This window comes from Propioniciclava sp. MC1683 (assembly GCF_014164675.1).
In the GTDB taxonomy this organism is placed as follows: domain Bacteria; phylum Actinomycetota; class Actinomycetes; order Propionibacteriales; family Propionibacteriaceae; genus Propioniciclava.
This window is the reverse complement of the sequence record NZ_JACJFX010000024.1, coordinates 1-20,923: the sequence shown is the minus strand read 5'-3', so window position 1 is coordinate 20,923 and position 20,923 is coordinate 1. Positions and strand designations below refer to the sequence as shown.

14 protein-coding genes are annotated in these 20,923 nt (G+C 73.5%); 10 read left to right on the top strand and 4 right to left on the bottom strand.

The genetic code is table 11. The features are described from left to right. The first annotated feature begins 63 nt into the window (after positions 1-63). Genes H5397_RS12920 through H5397_RS12905 form a run of 4 tightly spaced genes read left to right on the top strand, consistent with a single transcriptional unit; the run spans position 64 to position 8,311 of the window. On the top strand, positions 64-5,433 hold the full coding sequence (locus H5397_RS12920; protein WP_255438907.1) for a DUF6531 domain-containing protein: 5,370 nt from the start codon (positions 64-66) through the stop codon (positions 5,431-5,433). 10 nt (positions 5,434-5,443) lie between these two features. After that, the gene (locus H5397_RS12915; RefSeq protein ID WP_182817920.1) at positions 5,444-5,869 is read left to right on the top strand and encodes a hypothetical protein; all 426 of its coding nucleotides are present in this window, start codon (positions 5,444-5,446) and stop codon (positions 5,867-5,869) included. After that, positions 5,866-6,141 carry a YrhB domain-containing protein gene (locus tag H5397_RS12910; protein ID WP_182817919.1) on the top strand — a complete coding sequence of 92 codons (276 nt, stop codon included), beginning with the start codon at positions 5,866-5,868 and terminating at the stop codon, positions 6,139-6,141. Before H5397_RS12915 ends, H5397_RS12910 begins: the two co-directional genes overlap by 4 nt. 22 nt (positions 6,142-6,163) lie before the next feature. Next, positions 6,164-8,311 (top strand): alpha/beta fold hydrolase, encoded by a 2,148-nt coding sequence (locus H5397_RS12905; RefSeq protein ID WP_255438902.1) that lies wholly within the window; start codon positions 6,164-6,166, stop codon positions 8,309-8,311. On the opposite strand, the gene H5397_RS12900 is transcribed toward H5397_RS12905, so the two are convergent. Beyond that, positions 8,289-9,305: a zinc-dependent alcohol dehydrogenase family protein gene (locus H5397_RS12900; RefSeq protein ID WP_182817917.1), complete on the bottom strand. Its 1,017-nt coding sequence runs from the start codon at positions 9,303-9,305 to the stop codon at positions 8,289-8,291. The two genes, H5397_RS12905 and H5397_RS12900, sit on opposite strands and share 23 nt — an antisense overlap. A 23-nt stretch (positions 9,306-9,328) precedes the next feature. Here H5397_RS12900 and H5397_RS12895 point away from each other — a divergent pair, with 23 nt between their 5' ends. Beyond that, positions 9,329-10,159 (top strand): uracil-DNA glycosylase, encoded by an 831-nt coding sequence (locus H5397_RS12895; protein WP_182817916.1) that lies wholly within the window; start codon positions 9,329-9,331, stop codon positions 10,157-10,159. A 9-nt stretch (positions 10,160-10,168) separates the two neighbouring features. On the opposite strand, the gene H5397_RS18675 is transcribed toward H5397_RS12895, so the two are convergent. Continuing rightward, complete coding sequence (locus H5397_RS18675) at positions 10,169-10,810, bottom strand: helix-turn-helix domain-containing protein (protein WP_182817914.1); 642 nt, start codon at positions 10,808-10,810, stop codon at positions 10,169-10,171. Positions 10,811-10,882: 72 nt separating this feature from the next. Between H5397_RS18675 and H5397_RS12885 the strand changes: the two genes are divergently transcribed. From H5397_RS12885 to H5397_RS19190, 5 genes are all read left to right on the top strand, one after another. Beyond that, positions 10,883-12,142 (top strand): MFS transporter, encoded by a 1,260-nt coding sequence (locus H5397_RS12885; RefSeq protein ID WP_182817913.1) that lies wholly within the window; start codon positions 10,883-10,885, stop codon positions 12,140-12,142. Between the two features lie 94 nt (positions 12,143-12,236). Continuing rightward, positions 12,237-14,789, top strand: coding sequence for a glycogen/starch/alpha-glucan phosphorylase (locus tag H5397_RS12880; RefSeq protein ID WP_182817912.1), 2,553 nt, complete (start codon positions 12,237-12,239; stop codon positions 14,787-14,789). 112 nt (positions 14,790-14,901) lie between these two features. Then, positions 14,902-16,446: a helix-turn-helix domain-containing protein gene (locus tag H5397_RS18910; protein ID WP_182817910.1), complete on the top strand. Its 1,545-nt coding sequence runs from the start codon at positions 14,902-14,904 to the stop codon at positions 16,444-16,446. Between the two features lie 889 nt (positions 16,447-17,335). Continuing rightward, complete coding sequence (locus H5397_RS19195) at positions 17,336-18,481, top strand: WD40 repeat domain-containing protein (protein WP_375539451.1); 1,146 nt, start codon at positions 17,336-17,338, stop codon at positions 18,479-18,481. Positions 18,482-18,758: 277 nt separating this feature from the next. Next, entirely contained in the window at positions 18,759-19,097 is a 339-nt protein-coding gene (locus H5397_RS19190; protein ID WP_375539450.1) for a DinB family protein, read from the top strand. Here the strand turns inward: H5397_RS19190 and H5397_RS12865 are convergent. Then, positions 19,065-19,943, bottom strand: coding sequence for a DMT family transporter (locus H5397_RS12865; protein ID WP_243760836.1), 879 nt, complete (start codon positions 19,941-19,943; stop codon positions 19,065-19,067). The two genes, H5397_RS19190 and H5397_RS12865, sit on opposite strands and share 33 nt — an antisense overlap. Positions 19,944-20,009: 66 nt before the next feature. Next, a partial coding sequence (locus H5397_RS12860; protein ID WP_182817909.1) for a CCA tRNA nucleotidyltransferase occupies positions 20,010-20,923 on the bottom strand: 914 nt, incomplete at its 5' end.

Here is a 20,923-nt window from a genome sequence, read left to right as displayed (position 1 = left end):
CGGCCTCGCCTGTTACGTTGGACGAGCTTCGTCCACCCCCTGGAGGTCTCACCCGTGAGCATCATGCAGGGCATCGAGTCCGACGTCCGGTTCAACCACGTCGCCGCCTCGACGCTGGCCCGCCGCTGCCGCAACGCGGCCAACGCGATCGAGGGCCAGGCCACCTCGCGGTCCGGCTGGGTCGCCCACGCGCTGGCCGACTTCCTGGGCTACTACTCCGAGCTGTTCCGGGGCAACGGCCGGGTGCAGGCCTCAGACGCCCGCCTGCTGGTGGCCCGCCTGCGCGAGGTCGCCGAGGGGGCCGACCAGCTCGCCCGCGAGGCGCGCAGTGAGCAGGACCGGCGGGAGACCGCCCGCGCGTGGAAGCAGCGGCAGGACGAGCGGGGCTTCTGGGACCACGTGGCCGACTGGTTCACCGGCGGGGAGGATCCGCCGGTCGGCCCGGCCGCCCAGCCGGTCTCGCTGTCGTTCGCGCAGCCCGAGCAGGGCGTCCGCGATCCCCTGCAGGGCTCGGGCAGCACCGGCACCTCGTCGGCCCGGCCCGACCACCTGCGCACCTTCGCGTCCAACTCCCGGGGCGCCAACGACGACCTCGCCTCCTGGCCGGGCAACCTCCGCAGCGCCTACGACGACTTCACGGCCGGGTGCGGGTTCGGCAGCCTCGAGGCGTCCACGGTCTGGACCGGTTTCGACCGCTACCTGAGCGCCAACAAAGAGGACGTGCGCTGGGCCGACACCGTGGCGGCGGCCTTCGAGGCCGCGGGCAGCGACGGCCTCGTGACGACCTCCAACGCGGCGATCACGGCGTCGCTGGCGGCGGCCGGCGTGAACGCCGAGCGCACGCAGCTCACGATCGACCCGCCGCAGGCCTACGGCGCCCCGCCCACCACGGGGTACGCCAACGACCCGGTGAACACCGCGACGGGCAACTTCCTCGAGCCCGAGTGCGACCTGGGCTTCGCCGGCGGCAACGCCACCCTTCGGTTCGACCGCCTGTACAACTCGCTGCACCCCGGCGTGGGCGCGTTCGGCCCGGGCTGGTCCTCGGTGGCCGAGGCGGGTCTGGCCCTCGACGCCGAGGGTGCCCGCTGGCGGCACGCCGACGGCCGCGAGGTGCACTTCCCCCGGCAGGGTTCCGGCTGGGGTCGGGCGACCTCCGAGGCCTACTGGCTGGATGCCGCGGGCGACGGCCACGCGGTCACCGACAACGCCGGCGGGCGCTGGGAGTTCTTGGCCGGCGGGCAACTGGCCTGCTTCGAGCGCGGCCCGGGCACGCGGGTGGAGCTGGCGTGGGACGGCCTGCGCCTGCTCGGCCTGGCCCACGAGCGCGGCCGCTCGATCGCCGTCGAGTGGGCCGACGACCGCATCGCTGCGCTGGTGTCCTCCGACGGGCGCCGCGTGGACTACGGCTACGACGAGGCCGGCCGGCTGGTCGCGGTCTCGACCGATGGCGCGACCCGCCGCTACGGCTGGAACGCCGCCGGGCTGATCGAGAGCGTGACCGACGCCGACGGCGTGGCCGAGGCGGTCAACACCTACGACGAGCAGGGTCGCGTGGTCACCCAGGTCTCCCGCCACGGCCGCACCACGCGCTTCTCCTACCTCCCCGGCCGCGTCACCGTCGTCGCCGACACCGACGGGTCGCGGTCGAACACGTGGCTGCACGACGACAAGGGCCGCCTCGTGGGGGTCGTCGACGCCCACGACCATCGCCAGTCGATGGCCTATGACGCCCACGGGCAGCTGGTGATGGCGACCGGGCGTGACGGGTCGGTCACGCTGGCCGAGTTCGACGCACGGGGCCGTCGCACCACGCAGGTGCTGCCGTCCGGCGCGCGGGTCGACACGGTCTACGACGAGGCCGACCGCCCCGTCGAGGTGGTCGTCGACAACGACGGCGACCTGGCCACCACGACCTACGCCTACGAGGGGACCGACCGGAACCCGAGCCGGATGGTCGACGCCGAGGGCGGCGTCACCACCCTGGCCTGGGACGGCAACCTGCTCACGGCGATCACCGACCCGGCCGGGGTCACCGTCACCCACACCTACGACTCCCACGGCGACCTGGTCGCGACGACCGACGCCGACGGCAACGCCGCCCGCCTCGAGCGTGACGACGCCGGTCGGGTGACCGCCGCGATCACCCCCTCGGGCCACCGCACGACCTTCTCCTACGACGCCCGGGGCGCCCTGGCCTCGAAGACCACCCCCGACGGCGCGGTGTGGGCCTACGAGTTCACCGCCGGCGGCCGCGCGACCGCGACGACCGACCCGTACGGCCACCGCACCACGATCGAGCGCGACGAGGCCGGCGAGGCCCACCGCACGACCGACCCGCTCGGCCGCACCGTGACCCGGGAGTTCGACGCGCTGGGCAACCTCGCCCGCGTCGAGCTGCCCGACGGCAGCGCCTGGGAGTACGCACACGACACCCTGTCCCGGCTGGTCGCGGTCACGTCCCCCGAGGGGGGCACGTGGCGGCAGGAGTACGACGTCAACGGCGGCCCGACGCGCACCACCGACCCGACCGACCACGTCGTGGAGTCCACGCGCTCCCCCGGGGGCGCGGTGAGCACCACGGTCGGCGACTCCACGGCGGTCGTGCGCACCGACACCCTGGGCCGCATCGTCTCGGTGCAGGCCCCCGACGGCGGCAGCCGGCTCACCCGCCACGACCGCTGCGGCCGTCCCGTCGAGTACGTCGACGCGCTCGGGCACGTGACCTCCCTGGAACGGGACATCGCGGGCCGCCTGGTCGGCCTGCGGCGTCCGGACGGCAGCACCACCCGGTACGCGTGGAACCGCTGCGGCCGCCTGCAGTCGGTCACCGACCCGCTGGGCGCCACGACGACCTTCACCTACACGGCCGACGGGCACCTGGCCACCGAGACCGATGCCACCGGCGCGGTCACCCGGTACGACTACGACGCGCTGGGCCGCACCGTCGCCCGGACGGCGCCCGGCCTGGGCCGCTCCACGTGGACGTTCGACCTCGCGGGGCGCGTGGTCGGCCTGCGCGACCGCATGTGGGGCGCCCGCACCTTCCGGTACGACGCGGCCGGGCAGCTCGTCGAGGCCGTGAACGCCTTCGGCGGGGTCACCTGCTACCGCTACGACGACCTCGGCCGCGCGATCGAGGTGCAGGACCCGATGGGCGGCACCGTGCGCCGCAGCTGGATGCCCCTCGGCCAGATCGCCTCCGAGACCGACCCCCTGGGCCGGACCACGCGCGCGGGCTACGACGCCGCGGGCCGCCAGGTCTGGCAGGAGCAGCCGGACGGGCAGCGCCTGACCTGGGCCTACGACGCGACGGGCGCGGTGACCGACCTCGCCGTCGACGGGGAGACGGTGACCCGCTTCACCCGGGCGGCCGACGGGCGTCGCCTGACCGCGGCCACGGCCGACGGCGAGGTCTCCCTGGTGTGGGACGCCGCGGGCCGGCTCGTCGAGCGCGCCCGCGACGGCCGCTCGCTGCGGTGGTCGTGGGACGACAACGGGCGCTGCGTCGGGGTGACCACGCCAGCGGGCACCAGCACGCGGTACGAACGGGACGCCGCGGGCCGGGTCACCGCCATCGACGCCGACGGCATCGGCAGGGTCGAGTTCGTGCACGACGCCGCGGGCCGCCTCGTCCGGGCCTCGTCCGCCGGCACCACCCAGGAGTGGGAGCACCGCGACGGCTCCGTGGCACGCCACCACCTGACCGAGGCGGGCGTGCGGTCCACCACCGAGCTGATGTGGGACGCCGACGGTCGCCTGAGCGGGGTCGTCCGCGATGGTCGGGCCGAGCACTTCGACCACGACGCCGCCGGCCAGCTCGTGGCCCGAACCGGTGCCGGTGTCGAGGAGCGCTGGGCGTACGACGCCCTGGGTCGCGTGGCCTCCCGCTCCGACGCGTCGGGCGAGGTGCACCTCGAGCACGACGCCGCCGGCCAGCTCACGCGCACGACCTCGCCGGCCGGCACCACCACCTACACCTACGACGAGCTGGGCCGCCGCACGGCCGAGGAAGGGCCCCAGGGTCGCACCACCTTCGCATGGCACGCCCGCGGCTGGCTCTCCGCGATGGCGGGCCCGGCGGGGACGACGACCCTCCTCGTGGACGCCCTCGGCGAGCTCGCCCGGGTCGACGACGCGGAGGTGTTCTGGGACTCGATCGACCCCCAGCGCCCCGCGGTCGAGGTTGCGGACCAGCCGGTCGTCGTCGGGCCGGGCGTCATGGGCTCGACCGGCGGCTGGTCCCCGGTCGGCTGGCGCCAGCGGTCGGACGCGAACGGCCCCTGGTCCTCCCCCACGGGGCTGGACGTCGTCGGGGTCGGCCTGCTCGCCTCGGGCGGGCTCACGGTGGCCGGTCTCGAGTGGCTGGGGCAGCGCGCCTACGACCCTGCCACCCAGGGGTTCCTGTCCGTCGACCCCCTCGTCGGCATCGCCGGCGCCGGGTGGGCGCACAACCCCTACAGCTACGCCGGCAACGACCCGCTGCACGCGCTCGACCCGAGCGGTCGGCGTCCGGTCACCGATGCCGAACTGCAGGCGTACCGCGACGCCAACCAAGGCTTCCTCGCCGCGGCCGGCGACTGGGTGTCGGACAACTGGGAGTACCTCGCCGGCGGTGCGATGGTGATCGCAGGCGGTGTCCTCGTCGCCACCGGCGCCGGAGGCCCCCTCGGCATGATGCTCATCGGGGCCGGCGCCGACACCATCATCCAGAAGGCGACCACCGGCGAGGTCAAGTGGGACCAGGTGGCCGTCTCGGCAGCACTCGGTGCGGTCGGTGGCCTGGGGGCGACAGCCCTGATGGCACGGACGAGCATGAGCGGCCTGCGCGCCACCGTCGCGATCGGCGCCGGCTCGGGCGCATTCGAGGGCTTCGGCATGGGCGGGTACCGCTACATGACGGGCCCCGGCCCCCACAGTGTGGGCGGCTTCTTCATGGCCGCGGGCTCCGAGGGGCTCATGGGCGGGGTCCTCGGTGGGGGAGGCGCAGCAGCCGGCCACGCGATCCAGGACGTGGCGGGCAACATCCTGGGCCGCAGCTTCGCCGCGGACGGGACCGTGCTCTCCGGTCACGGGGGCATCCCCGGCACCCCGGTCCGGGACATCCCCGACATCGGCATCCCGAGCAACCACATGGTCGTGCCCGAGGGCGTCCGGATCCGGATGTACGGAGCCGAGGGCGACACGATCCTCGACAGCCTGGGCAACCAGATCGAGCGGCAGATGCGGTGGCCGTTCCGCCCCCCGACCGTGGATGTCTACGGGCCCGGGGACGTCATCCCCGAGCACGTGCTCTACCCGCCCACGCCGGACCTGGACATCATCAACAACCCCGTCACGGTGTCCACCGCGACGTCCCTGGCCGACCTGATCACCCCCAACGGCGGCACCTACGACTGGGCGGCGTGCCGCAACTACCCCCTGCTGCCCTGAGAGGAGTCCCATGTACCACGAGGACGGGTCGGTGCTCTCACCCCGGAAGTGGCCCTGGCAGAAGGACACGCTGGCCTTCGGGTGGCTCGACCCGAGGCGCCCCTTCCGGGAGGGCCCGTGCCCGTCGGAGGTGAGGCGCGGGCTCGAGGAGGCCGCCCGCAGCCCCATCGATCGCACCCGGGGCTTCCACACCTGCGCCTTCTGTCCCCGCCCGGCGCCCGAGGAGGTCGGCCCGTGGTCGCCCGATTTCCACCCCACCGAGTACGCGACGCAGCGGGGAGACACGCTCCACCTCGGCAGCGCCAGCATCGAGGTGATGGCGGGCGGGCGACGCTGGGTGGCGCCGAACCTGGTGCTGCACTACGTCTCCGAGCACGGCTATCTTCCGCCTGCCGAGGTCGTCGCAGCCCTGGGGGAACCGGGAAGACGGCCATGAACGATGTGATCTTGCAGGATGCCTTCGACGTCGCCCGGCGCCACCTGGCCGAGAACGTCCAACCCGTCCACGCCCACGAGATCGTGATCGCCTCGTGCACCGAGTACCCGACCGCGTGGGTCTTCGGCTACAACACGCGCGCGTCGCTGACCGGCGATTTCGCGGCCGGTCTGCTGGGGAACGGCCCGGTCATCGTGGGCAAGGCCGACGGGTCGGTGACGCTGGCCTCGTCCGCGTTCCCCGTCGAGCAGCAACTCCCGTCGCAGTCTTGACCCGCGCGGCAGGATGGGCCGCATGAGTCGACGACGCCCTGAGACCCCGTTCCACGACCTGCAGCACTTCATCGCGTACCCGCGCGTGAACGAGCTGGCGCTGAGTCCCGACGGCAAGCGGCTGGCCACGATCGTCTCGACGCTGGACGCCAAGAAGACCCGCTACGCCAACGCGGTCTGGGAGCTCGACCCGGCCGGCGAGGCGCCCGCGCGCCGCGTCACCCGTTCGGCCAAGGGCGAGTCGGGTGCGGCCTTCGACGCCGAGGGCAACCTGTACTTCGTCTCGGCCCGCCCCGACCCCGACGGTGACGGCGACGACCCGGTCGCCGCGCTCTGGATGGTCCCTGCCGCGGGCGGCGAGGCCCGGCTGGTCATCTCGCGTCCCGGCGGCATCCAGGCCGTCCTGACCGGGCGCGGCGGCGGCGTGTTCGTCGTGGCCCCGCTGATGCCGGTGGCCGAGCACGCCGACGACCCCGAGAAGGCCGACGCCGAGGCGCGCAAGCAGCGCAAGGAGAAGAAGGTCGCCGCGATCCTGCACACCGACGCGGCCGTGCGCTACTGGGACGCCGACCTCGGCCCCGACGCCGCCCACCTCTTCGTGCTCGAGGACGCCCCCATCACCGAGCCGTCCGACGAGGACGCCGACGCGGCCGATCCCGCCGACGCCGAGGCCGCCACCGACCCCACGCTCCCCCGCACCGTGGACGCCGTCGCCCCGAAGCGCCTGCGCCTGCTCACGAAGGGTCTCGGCAGCCACCTGAGCAGCCACGGCCTGAGCGTGGCCCCCGACGGCTCGTTCGTGCTGGCCGGCCGCACGATCCCGGTCGCGCTGGGTGACCGGCTGACCTCGATCGTGAAGGTCGACGTCGCCGAGGGCACCTGGACCGACCTCGTGGCCGGCGTCACCGGCACCGACTACACGCCCGGCCCGGTCAGCCCCGACGGCACCCGCGCGTTGGTGGTGTACGGCCGCACCGGCACCGCCACCATGGCCCCGAGCCACGAGCTGGGCCTGCTCGACATCGCCTCGGGCATCGTCAGCCCGATCGCCGACGCGTTCGACCAGTGGGCGAGCCCGATCGCCTGGTACCCCGCCGGCGACGCCGTGCTGCTGCAGGCCGACCAGGACGGCCGGGGCCCGCTGTTCCGCCTCGACGTCGCCTCCGGTGGGGTCACCCAGCTCACCCACGACGACGCCGCCTACGGCGGTGCCGCCATCGCCCCCGACGGCACGGTGTACGGCGCCCGCTCGAGCTACGCGTACCCCACCGAGGTCGTCCGCATCGACGGCGACTCCGTCACCCGTCTGCCCAACCCTGTCGAGCGCCCCGAGCTGCCCGGCACGCTGGTCGAGGTCGAGACGACCTCAGCCGACGGCGTCCGGATTCGTGGGTGGCTGGCGCTGCCCCACGGCGCGTCGCCCGAGAAGCCGGCACCGCTGCTGCTGTGGATCCACGGCGGCCCGCTCGGCTCGTGGAACGCCTGGTCCTGGCGCTGGACGCCGTGGAACATGGTCGCCCAGGGCTACGCCGTCCTGCTGCCCGACCCGGCGCTGAGCACGGGGTACGGCCAGGACTTCATCGAGCGCGGCTGGGGCACGTGGGGCGATGCGCCCTACACCGACCTGATGGCCATCACCGATGCGACCGAGGCGCGCGACGACATCGACTCGCGCAAGACCATCGCGATGGGCGGCAGCTTCGGCGGCTACATGGCCAACTGGATCGCCGGCCACACCGACCGGTTCGCGGCGATCGTCACCCACGCCAGCCTGTGGGCGCTCGACCAGTTCGGCCCCACCACCGATGCCCCGTACTACTGGGCGCGCGAGATGGGCGGGCTCGTCGAGGGCCACTCGCCGCACACCTCGGTGGGCGAGATCCGCACTCCGATGCTGGTGATCCACGGCGACAAGGACTACCGCGTCCCGATCGGCGAGGGCCTGCGCCTGTGGTGGGAGCTGCTCAGCAAGTCGGGCCTGCCCGCCGACGAGAAGGGCCAGAGCCCCCACAGGTTCCTGTACTTCCCCGACGAGAACCACTGGATCCTCCAGCCCCAGCACGCGCGGGTCTGGTACGAGGTCGTGCTCGGGTTCCTCGGCGAGCACGTCCACGGCCGGACGCCCACGCTGCCGGCCACGCTGGGGCTCAGGGACGCAGCAACGCCTTGATGGCCCGGCGCTCGTCCATGGCGCGGTAGCCCTCGGCGGCGTCCTCGAGCCCCAGGGTGAGGTCGAAGACCAGGCCGGGGTCGATCCTGCCCGACCACACGCGCTCCATCAGGTCGGGCAGGTAGGTGCGCACGGTCGCCATGCCGCCCCGGACGCCCACGTTGCGGGCGAACATCTGCCCGATCGGCAGCTCGACGCCGTGCGGGACGCCGACGAAGCCGACCATCGCTCCGGGGCGGGCGCAGGCGATCGCCTGGTTCATGGCGTCGCCGGTGCCGACGCACTCCAGCACGGCGTCCGCGCCGACGCCGGCGGTGAGCTCCCTGATGCGGGCCACGCCCTCATCCCCTCGCTCCTCGACGATGTCGGTGGCGCCGAATCGGCGGGCCACCTCCTGACGCGAGGCGTGCCGGCTCATCGCGATCACGCGGTCGGCGCCGAGCTGGGAGGCCGCGAGCACGCCGCACAGCCCGACGGCCCCGTCGCCGACGACGACAGCGGTCCCGCCCGGGCGGACGCCCGCCATCACGGCCGCGTGCCAGCCGGTCGCCATGACGTCGCTGAGCGTCAGCAGCGAGGGCACCAAGGCCTCGTCCGGCTGCCCCGGGGTGGCGACCAAGGTGCCGTCCGCGAGCGGGACGCGGAGCAGCTCGGCCTGGCAGCCGTCGTACCACTGGTGCCGCACGCAGCCGTTGGGGAACCCCGCCCGGCAGTGGGCGCACTCGTTGCAGGACGCGTAGAAGCCGCCGACCACGAAGTCGCCGACCTCGATGTCGCGCACGGCGCCGCCCACGGCCTCGACGACACCGCAGTACTCGTGCCCCATCGGCCTGGGGTCGGTCGGGTCGTTGATGCCCCGGTAGCCCCACAGGTCCGAGCCGCACACGCAGGTGGCCGTCACGCGGATGACCGCGTCCGTCGGCTCCTGGATCGTGGGGTCCGGACGGTCCTCGACCCGGATGTCGCCGGGCCCGTGCATGATCACTCCGCGCATGCCGCTGAGCCTAAGGTGTCGCCATGGGCTCCGACCCCCTGCCGCACCCGATCACCGGGCAGCCGTTCGCGTCCCCCGTGCCCCCCGGCACGGGCTGGCCCGGCGACCCCGCCACGGCGTCCACCCCGGTCGCCACCGCCTCGGACGCCGTCGCCCGGCTCGCCGCCACCGCGTTGCGCGCCGAGCTGGACGCCGCCGTCACGGTCTGCCGCGCCTGCCCCCGCCTGGTGGCCTGGCGCGAGGACGTCGCCGCGACGAAGCGGTCCTCGTTCGCCGACCAGCCGTACTGGGGGCGCCCGGTGCCCAGCTTCGGTGACCCGGACGCCGCCGCCCTGGTGGTCGGGCTCGCCCCCGCCGCGCACGGCGCCAACCGCACCGGCCGCATGTTCACCGGCGACCGGTCGGGCGACTGGCTGTACGCCGCCCTGTTCCGCGCGGGGTTCGCCAACCAGCCCCGTGCGACCCACGCCGGCGACGACCTCGTGCTGACGGGGCTGCGGATCGTCGCGCCCGTGCACTGCGCGCCCCCCGACAACAAGCCGACGACCGAGGAGAAGGCGACCTGCGCGCCGTGGCTGGACCGCGACCTCGAACTGGCCGCGCCGCACGTGACCGCGATCATGGCGCTGGGGTCGATCGCGTGGGACTCCACACTGGCCGCCGCCCGTCGCCTCGGCTGGGCGGTTCCGCGCCCCAAGCCGAGGTTCGGCCACGGCGCCGAGGCCACGCTGGCCCTCCCGAACGGCAACCCGGTGCGGCTCGTCGGGTGCTACCACGTCAGCCAGCAGAACACCTTCACCGGCAAGCTCACCGAGCCGATGCTGGACGCCGCGATCGCGCGCCTGCGCCCCTGACGGGACGGCTCAGTCGGGGTCACCGCCCACGTTGATCGAGCCGCGCAGCGTCGCCTGCCCGGAGAGGTCGGCGAAGAAGGTGAGGTCGAACAGGTAGTAGTCGGCGCCCGCCCCCGGGCCTTCGGCCAGGGTGCCGTGCGCCCGCTGGGCCCGGTACTGCTCGCCCAGCCGGCGCGCGACCGCCCGGAGCTCGGCCGCCGCCGCGCGCGCCTCCTCGGGCGTGAGCCACACGCCCAGGCCGCTCTGCGTCGCCGGGAGGCCCCGTGCCTCGGCCTCCTCCTCCGACGCCATCAGCCGGCGGGCCACCTCACCGGCCCGTTGCTGGGACCACGTCGTGAGGGCCTCGACCACCGCGGGCCGGGACTCGTCGTCGACGGCGTCCACGGCGAAGCCGGTGGTCGACCCCGTCTGCCACCAGCGCTCGCGCCGGGTCGCGCCCTCGGGGGGTTCGGCCGCGACCACGAGGCCGTGCCGGGCCAGGATCGAGAGGTGGTAGCTGACCGAGTTCGCCGGCTCCCCCAGCCGCTCGGCGACACCCACCACGTTCGACCGACCGCTCTCGGAGAGGTCGGAGAGGATGCGCAGCCGCAACGGGTGCGCGAAGGCCCGCAGCGTCTCGGCGTCGGCGACGCGCAGCGGCCCGTTCTCCATGACGGAACCCTATCAAGACTTGTTGCGCAAGACTCCTTGCGCAAGGAGTCTTGCGTGTCTCATGATGGTGCCATGACCGAGACCGCCCCCACCCCGCTGCGGCGCAACCCCGACTACGTCCGCCTCACCGGCGGCCAGGTCGTCGAGGCGGTCGGCTCGGGCATGACCGGCATGGCGCTGCTCCTGCTCACCTTCGAGCTCACCGGCTCGTCGGCCCAGGCCGGCCTGGTCAGCGCCGCCTACGGCGTGGGCCACCTCGCGGCCGGACTGCCCGCCGGCGCCCTGGTCGACCGGTGGGACCGGCGCCGCACCCTCGTCGTCACCGGCCTGCTGCTGGCGGTGGTCATGGCCACGGTCCCGATCGCGGGCGCGCTGGGCACCATCACGTTCGGCCACCTGCTGGCGGTCGCCCTCGTCGAGGGGTGCCTGGCCTCCTTCATCTGGCCGGCCGGGCGCGCGGCCATCAAGACGATCGTGCCCCCCGAGCAACTCGGCACCGCCGCCACCGTCACCCAGGCCCGCATGAGCGTCGGCTCCCTCGTGGGCCCCGCCCTCAGCGGCGCGCTGTTCGCCGTGGGCCACGTCGTCCCGCTGGTCACCAACGCGGTCCTCTACGCGCTGGCGGCGCTCGGCTACCGCTCGGTCCGGACGCCCCTGCCCGCGCCCGAACGCACCCCGGACGCCTCCACCGGGCTCCTGCGCGAGATCGGCGAGGGCCTCCGGTGGGTGTGGCGGACGGCCCCGATCCGGGACATGGTCGCCATCGGGATGGTGCTCAACCTCGCCGCCAACGGGATCTTCACCGTCGCGATCCTCGCCCTCCAGCGCGACGGCCTCCCGCCCCAGGGCCTCGGCCTGCTCGAGTCGGCGCTCGGGGCGTCCGCCCTCGTCGGCGCCCTCCTGGCGGGCCTGCTGCTGCGACGCCTGCGCGTCGGCACGGTGACGATCGCGGTGATCTGGTCGATGGTGGTCCTGCTCGCGCTGATGCCGCTGAGCCCCTCGGTGTGGTGGGTCGGCGCGCTGGGGTGCGCGGTGTCGCTGGCCCTGCCCGCGGTCAACGCCGGTATGGGCGCGTTCAGCCTGCACGTCACCCCCGACGCCATGCAGGGCCGGGCCGGGTCGGCGTCCGGCTTCGTCTCGTCGGCGATGATGCCGCTGGGCATCGGCGCGGCCGGGTTCCTGCTCGAGCACTGGGGGCGGACCCCCGCCCTGCTCACCTACACCGCCCTGCTCGCGGTGGCCGGCGTCCTCGTCAGCGCCAGCCGGCACATCCGCACCATCCCGAGGACGGACGAGTTCGCCCGCCTCCCGCAGGCCGCGGCGTCCGCCTGACCGCGGCTGAGGCACACTCACATCGGCGGCGCAAGACGCGTCCGGGAAGCGGCCCGAATTCGCGCCACGCAGCGATCACCCTAGGCTGGGGACCATGCCTGAACTTGCGCAGAATGGACTCTCGAACCCCGAGCGGCCGGCGACCGGTCGTCGTGCGGTCGGTCCGGCGAACACACCGACCCACCCGCTGGCCACCGCCCCCGTGGGCTCCCCGGTCTTCTCGGTCGACGGTTTCGTCAAGGAGTTCATCCACGAGCTGAACACCAACCAGGGTGTTCCCCTGTCCCGTTCCAGCGTGAACGACCAGTACCTGGCCCTCGCCAGCACCGTGAAGAACTACCTCATGGCGCGCTGGCTGGAGACCGGCCGCAAGACCCGCGACGCCAAGGCCAAGGCCGTCGGCTACCTCTCCGCGGAGTACCTCCTCGGCCGCCAGCTGGGCAACGCGCTGCTGGCCACCGACCTCAACGACATCGCCGAGAAGGGCCTCGAGCTCTGCGGCCTCGACCTGGTCACGCTCCGCAACCAGGAGGTCGAGCCCGGCCTCGGCAACGGTGGCCTCGGCCGCCTCGCGGCCTGCTTCATCGACTCCCTGGCCACCATGGACGTGCCCTGCATCGGCTACGGCATCCGTTACGAGTACGGCATCTTCCGCCAGACGTTCGTCGACGGGCGCCAGGTCGAGCAGCCCGACACGTGGCTGGCCCTGGGCTCGCCGTGGGAGTTCCCGCACCCCGAGGCGTCCGTGCAGGTGAACTTCGGCGGGCACACAGAGAAGTACACCGACGAGGCCGGCACCGAGCGGACGCGCTGGGTGCCGGACTGGAACGTGCTGGGCGTGCCCTACAACTACATGGTCCCGGGCTACCTCAACGGCCGCGTGAACACGCTGCGCCTGTGGAGCGCCACCGCGACCAAGGCGTTCGACCTGGCGATCTTCAACGCCGGCGACTACGCCCAGGCCGTCCGCGCGCAGACGTTCGCCGAGAACATCAGCAAGGTGCTCTACCCCGAGGACTCGACCCCGCAGGGCAAGGAGCTGCGCCTGCAGCAGCAGTACTTCTTCGTGGCCTGCTCCCTGCGGGACTTCATCGAGAACGAGTTGGAGGACGACTTCGACCTCCACAACCTCGACCAGCGCATCATCTTCCAGCTCAACGACACCCACCCGGTCATCGCGGTGCCTGAGCTCATGCGCATCCTGATGGACGAGAAGGGCTTCGACTGGGACGAGGCGTGGGCCGTCACCTCCAAGTGCTTCGCCTACACCTGCCACACCCTGCTGCCGGAGGCCCTCGAGGTCTGGTCGACCGACCTGCTCGGCCGCCTGCTGCCGCGCCACCTGGAGATCATCTACGCGATCAACGAGCAGTTCCTGGCCGAGGTGCGCGAGGCGTGCCCCGACGACGAGCTCCGCGCCCGCCGCATGTCGATCATCGCCGAGCTCCCCGAGCGCGGCGTCCGCATGGCGTACCTGTCGACGTACGCCGCCACCAAGGTGAACGGTGTCGCCGCCCTGCACAGCCAGCTGCTGCGCGACAAGGTGCTGCCCGACTTCTCCGAGCTGTGGCCCGACAAGTTCACCAACGTCACCAACGGCGTCACGCCGCGCCGCTTCGTGAAGATGGCCAACCCGAAGCTCGCCGAACTCATCAACGACACCATCGGCGCCGGCTGGGTCACCGACCTCGAGCGCCTCAAGGAACTCGAGCCCTTCGCCGAGGACCCCGAGTTCCGCGAGCGCTTCGCCGAGGCCAAGGCCTGGAACAAGCGCCGCCTGACCCAGGTGCTGCGCAACCGCGACGGCATCGACCTGCCCGATGGCCACCTGCTGGACGTCATGGTCAAGCGCCTGCACGAGTACAAGCGCCAGAGCCTCAAGCTGCTGCACATCGTGTCGCTGTACGAGCAGGTCGTCTCCGGCAAGCTAACGGTCGACCAAGTCACCCCGCGCACCGTGGTGTTCGGCGCCAAGGCGGCCCCCGGCTACAAGATGGCCAAGGACACCATCCACCTGATCAACAAGGTGGCCGAGGTCGTCAACGCCGACCCCAAGCTGGAGGGACGCCTCAAGGTCGCCTTCCCGGCCAACTACAACGTGACCCTGGCCGAGAAGCTGATCCCGGCCGCCGACCTGTCGGAGCAGATCTCGCTCGCCGGCATGGAGGCCTCGGGCACCGGCAACATGAAGTTCGCCCTCAACGGCGCGCTCACCATCGGCACCGACGACGGCGCGAACGTCGAGATCCGCGAGCTGGTCGGCGACAAGCACTTCTTCCTGTTCGGCATGTCCGAGCCGGAGGTCGCCGACCTGGGCGCCAAGGGCTACAGCCCGGGCGCCTACTACGAGGGCAACGCGCAGCTCAAGGCGGCCATCGACCTGATCCTGTCCGGCCATTTCTCCGGCGGCGACCAGCACCTGTTCGACTCGGTGGTCTACAACCTGCTGCACAGCGACCGGTTCATGGCGCTGGCCGACTTCCAGTCCTACATCGACGCGCAGGCGCGCGTCGAGGAGAAGTACGCCGACCCCGACGCCTGGACCCGCTCGGCGATCCTGAACGTCGCCCGCACGGGCTTCTTCAGCTCCGACCGCTCGATGCGCGACTACATCCAGCGCATCTGGCACACCCAGCCGATGCTCTGACCGCCTCCCGCCGAGGCACGGGCATGGACGCCGAGGGCTCTACTTTGATCGTGATCGAAGTAGAGCCCTCGGCATCTCGCCCACCGGGGGTCGCTGGTGCCACGATGAGACCGTGTCGGTGACCCCCCGGGAGGAGCTGGCCGCGCGCCTGGACAGCGCCCGGCGCCGGAAGAACCTGTCGATCCGCGCGGTCGCGCGCCTGGTCGACGTCCCGGCCGCGACGGTGCAGGGGTGGCTGTCCGGCAAGCACGCCCCGACCCCCGCCCTGCGGCCGCAGTTCGAGCGGCTCGTCCGCGCGCTCGGGCTGGAGGGCGAGGTCCAGCCCGAGTGGCTCGACGTCGACCGCGCCCTGGGCACCCTGCGCAGCGGCGACACCCCCTACGTCGGCCTGCGCCCCTACGCCACCACCGAGGAGCGGCTCTTCTTCGGGCGCGACGTCGAGGCCGCCCGGATCGCCACCGCCGTCCGGCACCACGCCCCCACGCACGGGCTCGTCGCGCTGGTCGGCCCGTCCGGCAGCGGCAAGTCCTCGCTGCTCGCGGCCGGGCTGGTCGGGCGCCACTGCGCCCCGGGCGGGCTGCTCGAGCACCGGCGCGGCCGTGTCCTCCCCGTCCGCGACCTCACCACCCACCCCGACACCGGGGACGCCGACCTCATCGTCCTCGACCAGTTCGAGGAACTCCTGGACCTGGGCGCGGACCGGGACGCGACCCTCGCCGCCGTGGTCGACCTCGCCGCCCGCGTGACCGTCGTGCTGGGCATCCGCTCCGACGCCTACGGGCGGCTCGCCGAACTCGGCGACCTGCGGGACGCCCTCGAGCGGCCGATCCTGGTCCAGCCCATGGCCCCGGAGGAGATCCGGCAGGCCATCACCGGGCCCGCGGCCCTGCGCGACGTCGAGGTCGACCCGGGCTTGGTCGAGCTCGTCCTCGCCGACACCGGGGCGGCCGAGGACCCGCAGGCCACGCTCACCCTGCTGCCGCTGGTGTCCCACGCGCTGCTGATGACCTGGGGCGCCGGGTCGGGGCAGCGCATGACCGTCGACGACTACCGACGGGCCGGCGGGCTGTCCTCGGCGGTGGAGAACCTCGCCGACGGGATCGTCGCGTCCCTGTCCACCGAGCAGCGCCGCACCGCGCGCGCCCTGTTCATGCGCATGGTCGGGTTGCTGGACGACCGGGCCGTGCGGCGTCCTGTCGCGCTGGCCTCGCTGTCGACGGCCACGCTCGCCGTCGCCCGCCCGTTCGTGGACGCCCGGGTGCTCAGCACCACCGAGACCCAGCTGCACATCAGCCACGACTCGGTGCTGCGCCACGCGCCTGTGGGTCGACAGCGGCCGCTCCCCCGACGGCCTGATCCCGGTCGACCGGCTGCCCATGTTCGCCGGCCTGGGCCTGGACGACAGCACCGACCTGCTCAGCCCGCTCGAGGACGAGTTCCTCACGGAGTCCCGCGCCCACTTCACCTCCCAGCTCGCCCAGGAGCGCCGCACGTCGGCCCGGCTGCGGCGCGGGCGCGCGCTGGCGTTCGGCCTGACCGCGCTGACCCTCGTCCTCGCCCTGCTGGCCACCGGCGCGTTCCTGCAGACCCGGCAGGTGCAACTGGACGCCCAGTCCCGCCAGGTCGCCAACCAGGCCAGCACGCTGCGCGACCGTGACCCGAACCTGTACGCCCAGCTCGCCCTCGTCAGCGCCGCGCTGGCTCCCACCCGCGAGGCGCGCAGCTCCCTGCTCGTGGCGACCAGCCTCGACGTCCCCACCCGCTGGACGGCGCCCGGGTCGTCCTTCGCCACCACCGGCCCGGGCGGCTCGGTGGTGCAGGTCGACGGTGCGGGCGGGGTGGCGCTGTGGCGGGCGGACACCATCTACGGGCCGCCCGACGTCCGCTTCACGGCCGACCCTGCGGGCGGGCAGCTGTTCGCGGTGGCCCTGACCCGGGCGGAGGACCGACTCCTGCTCCTCACCGGGGGCGCCGGCGGCTACCGCGCGCTGTGGGACGTCACGGACGAGCCCACCACCCTGGCCGACCTGGGCGGGGCGGGCACGCTGTTCGGTGCCGCCTTCGACCCCACGGGTCCCCGCTTTGCGCTGGCCCACTCCGACGGGACCACCTCGACCGTCGAGCTCTGGCACCTCGACCGGCCGGCCGGCCCCCAGCGCCTTGGGGCCCAGACCTTCGACGGGCAGGTGAGCGCCCTGGCGTTCACCCCCGACGGTGGCCGGGTCCTCACCGCCGGCACGCGCGACCACATCGGCGTCTGGACCGTCACCGCGTCGGGTCTCGAGCCGGCCGACCCGATCCCCCTCGGCGCCGACCCGGGCATCCGCGCGCTGTCGCTGGCCATCAGCCCCGACGGCAGCAGCCTGGCCGCAGGGCTGACGAGCGGGCAGGTGGCGACCTGGCCGCTCGACGGGGCAGGCACCACCCCGCCCCGGCTCACCTCCGTGTCGAGCTTCTGGATCAACGGCGTCGCGTTCTCCGGCGACGGGTCGCAGCTGCTCACGGGAGACAGCGAGCAGCGGCTGCACGTGTGGGCGTCCGACACCATGGAGCACCTCCGCGGCATCAGGGCCCCCGCCATCGTGCAGTCGGTGGCGTGGGCCGGCCCCGAGCCGATGGCCACCCTGGTCGACGGCACGCTGCTGCACTGGGGGGAGCGCAGCAGCGTCCTGCGCAGCGAGGGTGGCCGCATCTACTACCTGGCCGCGGACGCCGCGGGCGCGGACTGGCTGGTCGGCACCGACCAGGCCGACGCGGTCGTGGAGCTGTGGGGCCGCCCCGGCAACGACCGGCGGTTGCGCCTGCCCTTCCCCGAGGGGCTGGCGCCCTCGGTGGCGACGGCCATGACCCCGGCCGGCGACCGCGTGGTGGCGGGCAACACCGACGGTCAGGTGGTGGTCTGGGACGTGGCGGGTCCGGTCCCCGGGACCCCCCGCACCTCGCGCATCGCCGCGGACGAGAACCTGGTCGCGCTCGACGTGAGTCCCGACGGCACCCTGCTCGCAGCCGGCCTCTACAACGGGCGCGGCACGGTGCTCGCGCGGATCGGCGCCGACCTCTCCGTGACCCCGCTCGCGACCCTGCCCAGCGAGGTGCCCCAGTTGGCGACCTTCTCCCCCAACGGGCGGTACCTGCAGGTCGGCATCGCGGCGGGGGCCGTCGACCTCTGGGACGTCTCCGACCCCGAGCATCCCGTCGCCACGGCGTCCCTGCCGACCCCCTCGAACCCCGGGGCGTCCGCCTTCTCATCGACGGGGCGCCTTCTGGCTGCCGGCACCGACGGCGGCGACGTCCTGCTGTGGGACTGGACCGACCCGGCCCGGCCGCAGGAACTCCGCCGCCTGCTCGGCCCGCGCGCCGGCATCAACACGATCGCCTTCTCCCCCGACGCGTCCCTGCTCGTCGCGGCCGGCGTCGGCGACTACCTGTGGGTGTGGGACCTCACCGAGGACAGCACGACAGCGGTGCTGTCGGTGCCGGCCGCGATGGGGTCGGTGCACGACGTGCAGTTCCTCGCCGGCGGGGCCCTCATCGCCGCCACCGGCGCCACCGGTGAGGTCCGCCTCTGGGGCACCGACCCCGACGCCGAACGCCCGGTCCTGTGCGCGCTCCGCGGCGAGCCGCTCACCGACGACGAGTGGGAGCGATACCTGCCCGGCATCCCCCGGATCGACCCCTGCAGCGACCGCTGACCGTACGGACCCCGTTGTCGCACGGGGTTCGTACACCTCCGTACACCCCCGACGGGGTCCCGGATGCCGCCGGGTTGGTTGACTGGCCCCATGGTCGTCCACATCTGACACCGCCGCCCGCCCCCGCCTCGAGGGGCTCACCGACGACGAGTACTTCTGGGAGCCCGCCCCGGGAGCCTGGAACGTCCACCCCCGCGGCACCGGCACCGCCCCGATCCAGGCCGGCTCCGGGGACTTCACCATCGACTTCGCGTTCCCCGAGCCGGATCCCGCCCCCGTGACCACGATCGCGTGGCGCCTCGGCCACCTGCTGGTCGGGGTGTTCGGCGCGCGGGTCGGTTCCCACTTCGGCGGGCCGGCGGTCGACTACGACTCCTACGACTACCCCGGCACCGCCGCGGACGCCCTCGACCGCCTCGACGCGGTGGTCGCGCTCTGGGTCGATGGGGTGCGCGGGCTGGACGAGGAAGCGCTCGCACGTCCGGTGGGCGAGGCCGAGGGGCCGTGGGCCGAGCACCAGATGGAGACCCTCGTGCTCCACATCCACCGCGAGGCCATCCACCACCTCGCCGAGATCGCCCTGCTACGCGACCTCTGGGCCAACGGCGTCCGCTGAGGGCCTGGCAGGGCGCGACGAGCGCACCACACCGATCGAGGCCACCACGACGCACGCCATGGCGAGGATCTCGATGGGGCGGAGCGTCTCGCCCAGCAGGGCCAGCGCGAACAGGGCCGCCGCGGCAGGTTCGAGGGACATGAGGATGCCGAAGATGCGCGGCTCGATGCGGCGCAGGGCCATCATCTCGAGCCCGTAGGGGATCGCCGAGGACAGCAGCCCGATCATCAGGCCGAGCCCCCAGACCGCGGGCACCGCGGCGGGGAACAGGTCGAGCGCCCAGACCACCGGCGTCAGCCCGGCGAGTCCGACCCAGAACGCCACCGCCACCCCCGAGACGCCGGACCAGCGGCGTCCGGTCGGCCCCGCGAGCAGGATGTAACCGGCCCACAGGCAGGCCGCGGCCAGGGCCCAGAACACGCCGACCGGGTCGAGGTCGCCGGGCGAGAAGCCGAGCAGGGCGACGCCCACCGCGGCCAGCCCGACCCACAGCAGGTCGCGGGCCCGACGCGACAGCGCCACGGACACCCCCAACGGCCCCAGGAACTCGAGGGTGACCGCCATCCCGATCGGGATGCGCTCGATGGCCAGGTAGAACGTCACGTTCATGCCGGCCAGGCACAGTCCGTACGCCACGACCCAGGCCCAGTCGGACGCCGACCGCGCGCGCAGGCGCGGCCGGGTGATCAGCCCGAGCACCACAGCGGCGCCGAGGAGCCGCAGCCAGGCCACGGTGAGGGGCGCGGCCGCGGAGTAGAGGTCCTTGGCCAGCGACGACCCCAGCTGCACCGAGGCGATCGCGATGATCACGAGCACGACGGGCGCGGACGCCAGCCGTTCCGTCACCGCCCTCACCGTCTGCACTGCCCCATCATGGCGTGGGCAGCGGGCCGCCGGCGGGGCGTCCCGGATCTACCGCTGCGCCCACCACTCCAGAAGCATTTCGCGGGCGCGCTCCTCGCCCAGGGGGCCCTCGTCGAGGCGCTTCTCGAGCAGGAACTTGTACGCCTGCCCCACCTCCGGGCCGGGCCGGATGCCGAGCACCTCCATGATCTGGGTGCCGTCGAGGTCGGGACGCATCGCGTCCAGCTCCTCCTGCTCGGCGAGGGCGTCGATGCGCCACTCCAGCTGCTCGTATGCCGTGCGCAGCCGGTTGGCCTTGCGCTGGTTGCGGGTCGTGCAGTCGGCGCGGGTGAGGACGTGCAGCCGCTCCAGCTGGTCGCCGGCGTCGCGCACGTAGCGGCGCACGGCCGAGTCGGTCCAGTCTGCGTCGGCGTAGCCGTGGAACCGCAGGTGCAGCTCGACGAGCTTGGCGACCGCCTTGACCTCGTCGGAGGAGAACCGCAGCTCGGTGAGCCGCTTCTTGGTCATCTTGGCCCCGACCACGTCGTGGTGGTGGAAGGAGACCTTGCCGCCGGCCTCGAACTTCTTGGTGCGCGGCTTGCCGATGTCGTGGAACACCGCGGCCAGCCGGCCGACGAGGTCGGGCGCCCGCCCGCGCTCGCGCTCCAGGTCGATCGACTGCTCCAGCACGGTGAGGGTGTGCTGGTAGATGTCCTTGTGGCGGCCGTGCTCGTCGACCTCGCGCACCAGCGCCGCGACCTCGGGCAGGACGCGGTCCGCCAGTCCGGTGCGGACGAGGAGGTCCAGCCCGGCGCGCGGGGCGTCCGAGAGCAGCAGCCGGGAGAGCTCGTCACGCACGCGCTCGGCGGAGATGATGTCGATGCGCTCGGCCATGTCGGTCATCGCGTCGACCACCTCGGGGGCGGGGGTGAAGCCGAGCTGGGACGCGAACCGTGCGGCCCGCATCATCCGCAGCGGGTCGT

Excerpts from the sequence above, each read along its gene's own strand:
- H5397_RS12920 (WP_255438907.1), top strand. The coding sequence starts at position 64 with ATGCAGGGCATCGAGTCCGACGTCCGGTTCAACCACGTCGCCGCCTCG.
- H5397_RS12915 (WP_182817920.1), top strand. The coding sequence starts at position 5,444 with ATGTACCACGAGGACGGGTCGGTGCTCTCACCCCGGAAGTGGCCCTGG.
- H5397_RS12910 (WP_182817919.1), top strand. The coding sequence starts at position 5,866 with ATGAACGATGTGATCTTGCAGGATGCCTTCGACGTCGCCCGGCGCCAC.
- H5397_RS12905 (WP_255438902.1), top strand. The coding sequence starts at position 6,164 with ATGAGTCGACGACGCCCTGAGACCCCGTTCCACGACCTGCAGCACTTC.
- H5397_RS12900 (WP_182817917.1), bottom strand. The coding sequence starts at position 9,305 with ATGCGCGGAGTGATCATGCACGGGCCCGGCGACATCCGGGTCGAGGAC.
- H5397_RS12895 (WP_182817916.1), top strand. The coding sequence starts at position 9,329 with ATGGGCTCCGACCCCCTGCCGCACCCGATCACCGGGCAGCCGTTCGCG.
- H5397_RS18675 (WP_182817914.1), bottom strand. The coding sequence starts at position 10,810 with ATGGAGAACGGGCCGCTGCGCGTCGCCGACGCCGAGACGCTGCGGGCC.
- H5397_RS12885 (WP_182817913.1), top strand. The coding sequence starts at position 10,883 with ATGACCGAGACCGCCCCCACCCCGCTGCGGCGCAACCCCGACTACGTC.
- H5397_RS12880 (WP_182817912.1), top strand. The coding sequence starts at position 12,237 with ATGCCTGAACTTGCGCAGAATGGACTCTCGAACCCCGAGCGGCCGGCG.
- H5397_RS19195 (WP_375539451.1), top strand. The coding sequence starts at position 17,336 with ATGGAGCACCTCCGCGGCATCAGGGCCCCCGCCATCGTGCAGTCGGTG.